This is a genomic window from Streptomyces sp. NPDC001068 (genome assembly GCF_042897315.1).
In the GTDB taxonomy this organism is placed as follows: domain Bacteria; phylum Actinomycetota; class Actinomycetes; order Streptomycetales; family Streptomycetaceae; genus Streptomyces.
Genome location: NZ_JBIAYD010000024.1, coordinates 62671 through 73824 on the forward strand (window position 1 = coordinate 62671; position 11154 = coordinate 73824).

The following is an 11154-nucleotide window of genomic DNA, read 5'->3' on the forward strand; positions in this document are numbered from 1 at the left end:
GCGGCACGGGTACGGGCGCCGGCCGCGTACCCGCTCCTCTACCGCGGAACCCGCGGGAGCGGCGCGCCGCCGGTGAGTTCCTGCCACTGCGACCTGGCGTCGTCCAGCCGGTGACTGGCCCACACGTACTCGTCGTATGCCGGCCCCAGCCGCGTTTCGTCGTCGCTTCCGCCCACACCCCGCCGAATGCGTGCCCGGATCTCGTCCAGCGTGGACGTGACCCTCTCCAGGGTCAGCTGGGCCTCCGCGACCGCCGTCGCGGCGTCGAGCGACCGCCGCGCGTGGTCGTCCGAGGCGTCGTCGGTGAGGCCGTCGGCGTATGCCTCGGTCTCGGCTTCGATGTGGTCGAGGTGTGTCCGGGCCCGGGTCACGGCTTCTTCGCTCTGGTTGAACGCCGCGAAGGCCGCGGCGCGTTGGGCGGGATCGGCCGCGTCGCCCTGGTGGACCAGGGCCATGTACGCGGAGGCGGCCCTGTCGAAGACCGAGCCTGCCGCGTCGACCGCCTCCCGCGCCTCGGCATGGGCCTCCGCGAGGTGCTCCATGCCGCGGTGCGTGTCGTCGCTGGGGTGGACGCCCTCTTCTTCGTAGGCCACCGGCGTGTTCGAGTCCGAGGCCGGTAACCGGGGGGTGGTGTCGTTGCGGGCGGGTGCGGGTGCGGGTGCGGGTGCGACCGGTGAGTCAGATGAGTCCGGGGTCTCGGCGTCGACGAGGGTGTCGACGAGGAAGGAGTGGCCGTTGGCCCGCGCGAACTCCTCCAGCCGGTGCCTCGTCTCCGCCGTCGTGCCGGGGGATTCGCCGTCGAGGAGGACGATGCGGTCGAGGTCGTTCCAGTCCACCCCGCCGTGCAGTTGGGCCTCGAAGTAGCCCAGGTAGAGAGCCTTGTCCAGGTCGCCGGATTCACGCAAGGTGCGGTAACGCGTGTCGTAGCGGAAGTCCGTGGCCTCGGCGAACACCAGCCTGACGAGCGCGGGGTCGCCCTTGAGCAGCAGGGGCAGCAGGTTCGACAAGCCGGTGATGCTCCGCGCCCCTTCCTTTCCGTTGAAGCTGTCCTGGGGGGTGAAGGTGGCGCGGCCCAACAGGTCGCTCTTGATGTGGAAGACCGCGTTGCCGTACGCCGTCAGACCCTTGGGGCGGTACCGCACATTGAGGTTCGCGTAGATCGGCAGTTCCGAGCGGTCCGCGGGAGTCGGGGCGTGGGTCGCGCTGAGGGCGGTCCCGGCAGGAACGGGATAGATTCCCTTCGCGTCCGCTCTCCGTTTGACCGTCGCGGGGTAACCCAGCGCCTCCTCCACTCCCGCGCGATCGTCGAGGTACTCGTCCACGTTCACGCCGACCTCCCACGCGTTGCGCAGCATCCGTCCGCCCGAGAGCATGGCGCTCAGCACTGTTTCGCCGCTCGGGAGCACCTTGTCCAACGACACGTTGACGATCAGGTGCGTGGAATCTCTCAGGAAGGATTCCGCCTGCGACACGAAGCCGACGACATTGTCCGGATCAAAGGGGTAGAGATCCGTCCACTGCCAGTGTCTGCCCTGCTCAGCGCCGTTCATCAGACGGCTGGTCAGCTCTTCCATGTCCGATGACCGGTTCCGCTGCGCGCGTCGTTCGGCCATGACGACCGAGGCGAGCTGCGAGGGGCGCAGGTCGCGTAGTTGCTGTCGTGACTTCAGGATCTCGTAGACGCCGATGTTCTCCCGCAGTGACCTCTGCTGCTGCAGCAGGGCCTCCTGAAGGGGAGATCCGTCCTCGCTGACGGCGAGAGCCTCGTCCAGGGCGTTGCGTTCTGCCCTGACGTCGGCCTCGTACGCCTCGTCGCGTACGGTCTCGAAGGCCTGTGTGCCGTCGGCGCCGTTTGTGAGCCGGTGCTGGGCCGAGCCGATGCCGGGGACAAGCCAGTGCGCCACCGACAGGTCCTGGCCGCTGGGGATCAAGGGATAGCTGCCTCCCAGTTGCCTTGGGGTGAGCGCCGTGTGGGTGGCTGACGGGACGTGTCGGGGCGGGGACTTCATCACGCCCTGGGCGCGGGGCGGGGTGTCGAAGATCCGGTGCACGTCACCGAGCAGTTCGCCCAGCTCGTGGGGTGTGCGGTCGTCGGGAAGTGCGAGTCCGGGTTCGTAGGACCGCGGCGGCTTCGGGAGGGGCAGGCCGTCGCTCACGGTGACCCAGTGCATCTCGGCTTCGAACAGGGTGAGTTCGGCTGCCACATAGGTGTTCCAGGCGCGTTGGAGCCGGTCGGCGTCGGCGTCGGCGTCGGCGTCGGTGCCGGTGTTGGTGTCGGCGTCGGTGTCCGGGGGAGAGGCGAGCGGGGTGCCGGCGGAGTCATGGGGGGCTTGTTCGTCGTGGACGCGGGCGTCGTGCAGGTCGAACGCGGCTCGTACGAACGTGTGCCGGGCGGCGGTGAGCGTCGTACGGGCCTCGGTCCACGTCTCGGCCTCGGCCTCGGGATGCGCGTCGTTCGCCTGGTCGTCGTGGTCGTTCTGGGCGTTCTGGTGGGTGGGGTGGTCGTGGTCGGGGAGGGGTTCGGGGGAGTCCGGCCGTGGGTGGGCGCTCACGTCGGGAGCGGGTTCGGAGCCGGGGCTGTCGGTGTGGGCGTCGGCGTAGGCCTCGGCCTCGGCTTCGATGCGGTCGAGATGCGTCTGGGCCTGGTTCACGGCCTCTTCGGCCTGGCTGAACGCCGTGAAGGCCGCCGCGCGTTGGGTGGGGTCGGCCGCGTCGCCCTGGCCGACCAGAGACATGTACTCGGAGTAGGCCTTGTTCAGGGCCGAGTCCGCTGCCTCGACCGCCTTCACCGCCTCGGCGTGGGCCTTGAGGAGGACGTCCATGCCGTGGTCCGTGTCGCCAGGCTCCGTGGCAGCACTCTCGCGGAGCTCTCCCGCGCCGTCGTTGTCCTGCTGGTCGCCGGCGTGGCTCCTGCCCCGGTCGGTCGGGCCGGTATCCGGGAGACCTGGTTGCGGACCTGGTTGCGGATCCCGGTGCGCTGGCCCGCTGGTGTACGACGCGGCCGGTGGACCGGAGACGCGGTGCACAGGCGGCTCAGGAGCGAACACCTCGATGGTGAACGTGTGCCCGCCCGCCCGCGCGAATTCCTCCAGGCGGAGCTTTCGGGACTGAACGGGCTCTCCCGGACGGGGCACGAGGACGATCCGGTCCACGTCCTCCCAGTGCACGTCACCGTGGAGTTGCGCCTCGAAGTAGCCGGCAACGGCGGATCGCAGCCCGCCTTCGTCCCGCAGCGCGCGCAGCCGCGCGTCGTGGCGGAAGTCGGTCGCCTCGGCGAACACCAGCCGGACCAGATCGGGAAGACCTTCGTTCAGCAACGGCAGCAGGTTCGTCGAGCCGGTGACGCTGTTCGCTCCCCCGTTCGCCAGCTCGATGCTGTCCCGGGGTGTGAACGTGGCCCTCTGCATGAGGGCGTGCTTGAGGTGAAAGACGGTCGATCCGTATGCCAAAGCGCCCGTGGGCAGGTACTTCGAGGTGAGCGAGGCGTATTTCGGCAGTTGCGCGCGGTCCGAGGGCGTCGGGGCGAACGCGCCTGTGTGACGGGCATCGGGCCGGTAATACGTCCCCCCCGCTTTTCGAGTCCGCTTGACGGTCGCGGGATACCCCAGGGCCTCCTCGGCGGAACCGCGATCCTGGGGGGCCGAGTCGGGAAGTACCTCCCATGCGTTGCGCAGCAGACGCGGACCCTCGGTCATCGAGTCCAGGACGGTACGGCCGTCCGGAAGTCTCCAGCCCAGGTCCACGTTGACCGTCAGCGACATGTCGTTTCTCAGGACGTCGTGGGCCTTCGTGAGGAGTGCACGCAGCCCCGAGCGGTCCTGTGGGTAGGACCGGGCCCACGCCCACTCACCTGTGGTCCCGCGCATGTTCCCGGCCAGCCGGTCCAGGTCCGCTTCCACCGTTCGCAGGCCGCGCCGCTCCGCCATGACCACGGCCGCCCGCTGCGACGGAAGCAGCTTGTGGATCTCCGGGCGCGACACGAGGGTCTCGAACAGCCTCATGTCCTCTTGAAGCGACCTGCCGCGCTCCGCCAGGACCGACAGCAGGGCGGGCTCTTCCGCGGCCGCGGTGATGGCGCGTGCCAGGGCATCCTGCTCCGCCCTGACCTCGTTCCCGTACACGTGCGTCCTGCCGTCCTCGCCCGTGGAGAGGCCTTCGGCGGACTCGGGATGCAGCCAGTGTGCCACCGTCAGATCGCGGCCGCCGGGTATCAGCGCGTGGCGGATACCGCGGCCGGTGCCGAACGCGAGATGGCTGGACGCGGGCACCGGCCGCACCGAGAGGACGACACCCTCCGTGCTCGCCGCATCGGGGTAGCCGAGGAGCCGCCACAGATGGTCGAGTGGGGCGCCACCGCCGAGACCGGACCCTTCGTAGGGCTGTACCTCGGGGAACGAGCGTCCGTTCGTCGTCTCGGACCAGTGCGCCCGTGCCTGTGCCAGGTCGTGTACCGCACCGTCGTAGGCGGCAAGGGCCCGTGCCAGTGCCGTGGCCTCGGTGGAAGTGCCGGTGCCCAGGCGGAGACGTGTCCGCACGCCGTCCAGGACGGCGGCCGCCCGTGCCAGCGCTCGTCGGGCGTCGGTGACAGCCGCGGCCGCGTCGACCTCGGCGTCCTCGTCCCGGAGTCCGGCGCCCTCCCAGACGTAGGCTCGCGTCTTGCCCTTGTGCGAGGAGTCGTCGACGGACTGCTCGGCGCCGTCAGGAACGGGTTCGGGAGTGCGCGGTTCGGGGGTGTGGGGAAGACGGGCCGGAAGGCCGTGCGTCACGGACGCGTCTGCACCGGATGGTACGGCGGCCAGAGGTACCGGACCGGACGCCGGGCGCTCCGCGCCCACCGCGGCTGCGGTGCCCGGCACACGGTCGGTGGTGTGAGGGGGGACGCCGGCGGTTTCGGTGATCTGGGGGACCGGGACCGAGATGCCGACCGGTACCACGCCTGCGGCCTCCTGGGAGGTCGCGCCCTGGTGGAAGGCGAAGGTGAACTTCACGTGCCCGTCGAAGTGTTCGAGCGGGGTCGGGATCTTCGCGTTGACGAAGGTACGGCCGCCGGCCACCTGGTCCGCCCGGCTGCGGTGCCGGAAACCGCCGCCGAAGGTCAGAGCCGCGCCCAGTTTGCTTTCCAGGGCGCTCGCGAGCGCGCCGAACTGGCTCACGAGGAAGAACTGCCTTGAATGCAGGCCCCGGCGGCTGTAGAGGGCGTATTTCTCGCTGGCCACGACCATTTCGGCCTTGGGCTCCGGACGGGTGTGCGCCAGGTCGAGCAGTTCGGCCCTGGCCGACACCCATGCCTCGCGGCCGTTCACCCGGAACGTCGAGCTTCTGAGTTCACCGCCCCGGGTGAGGCGCGGCAGCGCTTCGGCCAGACGGTCCTTGGTGAACTCGGCCATGACCAGATCGCCGCGCCGCTCGCCCACGCGCGTCGAGCGGGTCCACGCGCCGCCGAACGCCGCGCGGCCCGCGGTGTCGAGCAGGCCGCGCAGGGATCCGACGTCGGGCAGATCACGGACGAGCTGACCGTCCGTCATGCCGTCGATCCACAACGAGGCGGGTGGCCGCGGCACGGTCCGGGGGCTCCGCGTCGCCGGTTCGGGACGGGCGGGCGGCGTGCCGCCGACCCCGGGCCGGGGGGCACGGAACCCGGCTTGGCCGACCGTCGCGACGGTGACGGTGTCGGCGCTCTGCACCACGGCCTGGAAAGCGATGTCGGCCTCGCCGACCCTGCGCGCGCGCACCCCGAAGGTCCTGCTCGTCATCGACGGGAAACCGTTTCTTCCCCCGGCCTCCAGTCTCGCGGCGGCCGCGGCCCGGATGCGGTCGGTCTGTTCCCCGAGCGCGGCGTCGTGTCGGGCCCGCAGGGAGTCGACCTCGTTCCTCAGGGTCCTGACCGTGTGCAGTTCCCGGCCCAGCCCGCCGACCTCCGGTGCGCGGCCCGCGTCCCGCCCCGGAACGCGTGCGCCCGCCCCGTCGTGACTCCGGTTGAACTCGTCGATCAGTGGTCCGACCCGGAGTTCCTGAGCGTCGAGGCGGTCCTGGGCGTCGGCGAGGCGGTCGCGCAGCAGGCCGATCTCCCGCTGCCTGCGGCCGGTGTCCTCGGGTATCCGCTGGTCGACACCGGGCCCGAACGGCCGCCAGCGGTCGCGGAATTCGAAGCGAAGCCGCGCCACTCCGTCGAAGACGCTGCCGGGGACCTTGGTCTTGGTGCCGGCGACGGAGCGCACGCCGGTGGAGGTGTCCGCGAAGTCCTCGTCCTGCGTGGTGTGGGCCAGGGTTCCGCCCGCGAAGATCTCGGCGGGTGCGGATCCGACCGGATCCGAGGTGCCGACGACGGTGAGGTTGGTGCCCCGCGCGGTGACCTGGGGCCCGTGCAGATGTGTGTCCGTGTGTTCCACGCCCTCCACGTCGAGGACCGCCGAGTGGAACTCGGTGGCGTCGGTGTCGGCGACATGGCTCATCTCCCGCACACCGGCGGTGATGGCCAGCTCACGGCCGTTCACCCGGAGGATCCATGGCTGACCAGACATCATGGATCTGAGCCGGCGGTGGAACTCCGAGGCGTGCAGGCGTTCAGCGAGCTTGAGCCGCGCGGCCCGCCATTTCCTGTCCGAGCCGAACACGGAGGGCCCGGACGCGTCGAGCTGACGCAGCACGTCCTCCACCAGGTGGACGCCCGGTGCGGCCGCCGGTGTGTCCTGGACCTCCGTTCGGCCCGCCGTCACAGGCCGTACGTCGAGTACGACGTCGTCGGCACCGAGCCGATGGGTCCGCGCGATGCGCTCGGGCACACCGTGGAACTGCGTGGGCCGGGGCGGCTGACCCGTCGCCGGGTCGACGGGCAGATCCCGCACCGGGAAGGCGAACCGGCCGTCACTGACGACCGTGAACGTGCGCCTGCCGTCACCGGCTCCGGGGAGTACGTGTGACAGGTCAGCCTCGATCGTGTAGGTCACCCTGCCGTCGAACAGGGCAGCCGGTTCCACGGTCTTGTCCTTGGAGACGACCCCGCCCCGGGTGTCGGCGTTCCTGCCCGTCAGGAACTCCCTGTGCTGCACGTGACCGAGGACCACGGAGACGTGCGGAACCTTGAATCCGGCACGCTGCCACAGTGTGCGGCGCACGTTGCGGTCCTGGTGGCTCGACGTCGCCCCGACGGACTCGGTGCCCTGCTCGAACTCGAAGTCCTTCTCCACTCGCACGTACCGGGTCATCTCCGCCCGGGCCGCGGTGACGCGGATGTCGGCGGTCACCGCCCCCGCCTTGAACACACTGCCCCAGGTCTCGCCCGAGGTGAGGCCCGCGGTCCTCGGCTGGAGCGCGATCGAGTCGAAGAAACGGGTGATGTCGCGCTCGACGTCCGGCCAGCGGGTACCGAACGCGCCCGACAGCTGTTCCTTCAGTCCCTGGACGACGCGGTCTCCGGGCAGTTCGACGACGACGTCGGAGCTGCCGATACGGCCGCTCCCGGTGACCCGCGCCGGGGGCTGGAAGGCGAGTTCCGTGTCCTGCGCGCGCCGTGCGCCGGTGTCGCCCGTGGACGGCTCGTGCACCGGCGGCGGACCGTCGGCGACGGGGGACGGCCGGGTGAAGACCTGTGGTCCGGCGCCGTCCTGCCCCACCTCGAAACGCCGGGTGTGGGACCGGGGGAAAGCCAGCAGCAGGCGGACCTGGGTCCGGCCCTCGAACGGCGTCGCGTCGTCGCCACCACCGAGGCCGGCGGCCAGGTTCACCGTCGCGATGTACGTCACCATCGGCTCGGGGTACTTGGCACTGGCCACACTGCTGTGACCCCCGGACGTACCGGAGCCGGTGCGGTACCGGTGCGCGATACCTCCACCGGGGGCGTGGACGGCGAGGGTGACGTCGGGGGTGAGGTCGGGCTGCGCCCCGCCCTGCACCCACTGACCGTGAGTGACCGCCGAGCCGAGGCGGTGGGCGAGTTCGCCCGTCACGTCGCTGAGCAGGTTCACCTCGGCGGTGTCCAGCACACCCAGGTACTCCAGCGATTCCAGGCGTGCGTTCAGGGACAGCTGGGCGTCGGAGCGCAGCGGAGTCGGCAGGGGAACGCTACGGGCGGTGGTGCCCCGGATCGCCTGCGGCAGGACCGCGGCGAGCTGCTCCCGTGTCGTCATGGTGTGCGCGGCCGGGCGGACGGTCGTCCAGCGGGTGCCGAAGTAGTCACGACCGAGGCCGTCCACGAGTTCACCGGGCCTGCGCAGGCCCGCGGCCGAGAGCGTCCGGTCCTCTCCGGACAGGACGTCGAGGACGACCGTGTGGGCGGGCAGCTCCTCCCACACCTCGGGCGAGGGCTGCCAGGCGGTGTCCTTCGGCCGCAGGGGTGTTCCGGTCATCCGCCGCGGCCCCGGGGGCCGCTCGGTGGCGGTGAACGGCGTCGGTTCCGGTACCGGACGGGCGTCGGCGGCGTCCACCAGCACCTGGAAGCCGATCCGTGCCCGCGCCCCATGGCGTGGCGGAGCGGCCGGGACCTCCGCGCTCGGCGCACTGTCGCCGGCGGCCGCCGGTGGGTCCCCCCGCCGTGCCTGCCGCGTCGCCCCGTGCGGGTCGGCGCGATGGACGAAACCGAGGGTGGCGACGCCGTCGAAGACGGCACCCGGCACCTTCGTCTTGACCGCGATGCCGCTGCGTACCGACTGCTGCCCGATCGCGGTGCCCTCGCGGTCGTACTCGCCGTAGACATTGCCGGTGACCGACGTCGGGCCCGCGTGCAGGTCGGCGCTCTGGGCCACGGTGGTGGCCCGGAAGCTCCGGTCCGAGCCCTTCGCGTCGGAGAAGACGCGGGTGACGTCCGAGCCGGTGTTGAACTCCGTCCTCGCGGTGTTGCGGACGTGCTTCATCGACTCGATCTCCGCGGAGACCAGCAGAGTGCCCCACTCCCTGCCCAGGTCGATCTCCATCGCCTCGCCCGCCGTCAGGCCCTTGAGCCGGTACTGGAGGACGTCCCAGTCGATGACGCGGTCGACCACCAGTTTCCGGATCCTGCTCCAGTCGTCGCCGAACGTCCGCCGGCCGTAGGTTTCCAGCGACAAGGGGGAATCCGCGGTGCCGAGCAGAGCCGTGTGCAGGATGCCGGAGGACCGCTCGCCGTCGGCGTCGACGAGGAACACGTCGCGGACGGTGTCCATGCCGCCCAGCGCGAGGGTCTGCTCGATGCGCAGGGGAGGCCGGTAGTGCTCGGTGTCGGAGGCGGCGGACAGCGGAAGGACCTCGCCGATCCCGGTGGCCACGGGTACGGAGGCGGACACGCGGACTCGGGTGATCCGCTCGCCGCCCGCGGAGTGCAGGGGGAAGTGTGTGCCGAGGGCGGAGCGGACCGAGGAGAAGTCGAAGTCCAGTTGGACCTCGGTGCTGATCCGCAACGCCGCCTCCGAGGTCTTCGTGCGGCTAAACAGCCGCCCGCCGGAGACCACGCGGTGCGACTCGGTGAACGACCAGTTCGAGGACAGATACCCCGTCAGATCGGTGTGCTCCGCGGGCTTGCCCTTGACCAGCAGGCCGAGGGTGACCGCTGAGCGAGCCTCCCGCTGGAAGCCGTCGCGGATCTGTGACTCGCTTCCGTCCTCGAACTCGATGCTCCTGAAACTCCCCTCCGTCACGGCGTTCGTCACCCTCGCCCGCACCGGGACGTCACCGCTGAACCCGGCCGCCTTCAGGGTGAGGGTGCGGACCTGGCCACGGGTCATCGCCGACAGCGACGGCCAGATCTCGCGCTGCACCTGCTCCTGCCAGTCGGCCCGCAGCGCCTCCCGCTCCTCCAGGTCCAGCGCCTCCCACAGCTGCGCCACGAGGTCCCGCGTGACGCGTTCCGCGACGGCGCGGGACGGCAGAACCCGGTCGGCACCACCGATCTGGCCGTTGGCGGTCATCCGGGTGGGGGGCAGCGGCAGTTCCTCCTCCGGATCCGGGTGGGCGGGCAGCGGGGTGCGGGGTAGCGGTTTGTCGGGGGTGGGCGGGAGCGGCTTGCCGAGGGGCGGGGCGGATTCGGTCAGGACGGTCGTCTCGATCGCCGCCCCCCGTTGCGCTGGGTCGGTGAGGGCGACGAAGACCAGGTCGCTGATGTCCGGGTCCGGGTCCGGGACGCTGCGGTGGACCGAGTGAGGATGCTGTTCCGGAGCTGCGGGCTTGGCTCCGGCATCGGCCGGTGCGACAGCGTCGTCTACGCCTTCAGAACCTTCGGGGCCTTCGGGGCCTTTGGGTGTGACGGTTTCGGTGAGTATGCGGAAGCGGGGGGAGCCGCCGATGAGGCCGGGGGAGGGACGGCTGGGCAGTCCGAGCTGGTCTCGCAGCGTGCGGGCGCGGTCGTGGGCGAGACCGGTGGCCGTGTCGGGGTCGTCCTGGTGCCGGGCGAGGACTGCTGCGACGTGCGTGAGGACGGTGTGGGCCGTGGGGGCGGCCTGGGCGAGGCCGCCGGTCAGGCTGACCGGCATGTCGATGACGCGGCCGACGATGCCGGAGGACTGGGTGATGATCCGGCGATAGGTCTGGTCGCCGAGGGACTGTCGGAGATGGTCGTGGAGTGCGTCGGCCTCATCGGGGGTCAGCGGACGGGTGTCGGCGGTTCGCAGGATGTCTGCGCCGAGGAAGGTGGGTTCGGTGGCGCGTGCCTTGCCCTTGTCGACGGGGGCGGGTGGGGAGGTGCCCGTGATGCCCTGGAGGGTGGAGGCGTCTGGCTGTCCGGCGAGGGCCGGTTGCCCGGTCTCGTGCGGACGGGGTGTGTCCGTCCGCGGTGTGTCGGCTCGTGTGTCGTCGGTACGGAGGGTGTCGGCCGGGATCGTGATGCGCGTGCCGGGATCCGCGGGGTTCCTGAGCACCGGAGCGCTGAGGGTGGGGACGCTGAAGGCCGGGGTGTCGAGAGTGACGGTGGGGACGCTGAAGGCAGGGGTGTCGAGGGTGACGGTGGTGCCGTCGGGTCCGGCCGGGGCGCTCTCGCCGGTATCGGGACGCGTGGTGTTCCGGGACGGCGGCGTGAGGAGGTCGCCGGCTGTGGCGGTGTTGGTCTGGCCGACGAGGATCTGGGGGAGTTTCAGGCCGTCGTGGAGTGCGGTCTTGATGGTGGTGTGGATGCCGGCGAGGACGGGGTGTTTGGCGTGGCCGAGGAGTTCGCCGCCGGTCGCGCCGATGGTGGTTTCCTTGCTGGTGGTG

1 pseudogene is annotated in these 11154 nt (G+C 71.1%); it reads right to left on the reverse strand.

The window, feature by feature from the left end:
• Positions 1–38 precede the first annotated feature (38 nt).
• A pseudogene (locus ACFY3I_RS41530) lies at positions 39–11154 on the reverse strand (hypothetical protein); the annotation flags it as partial.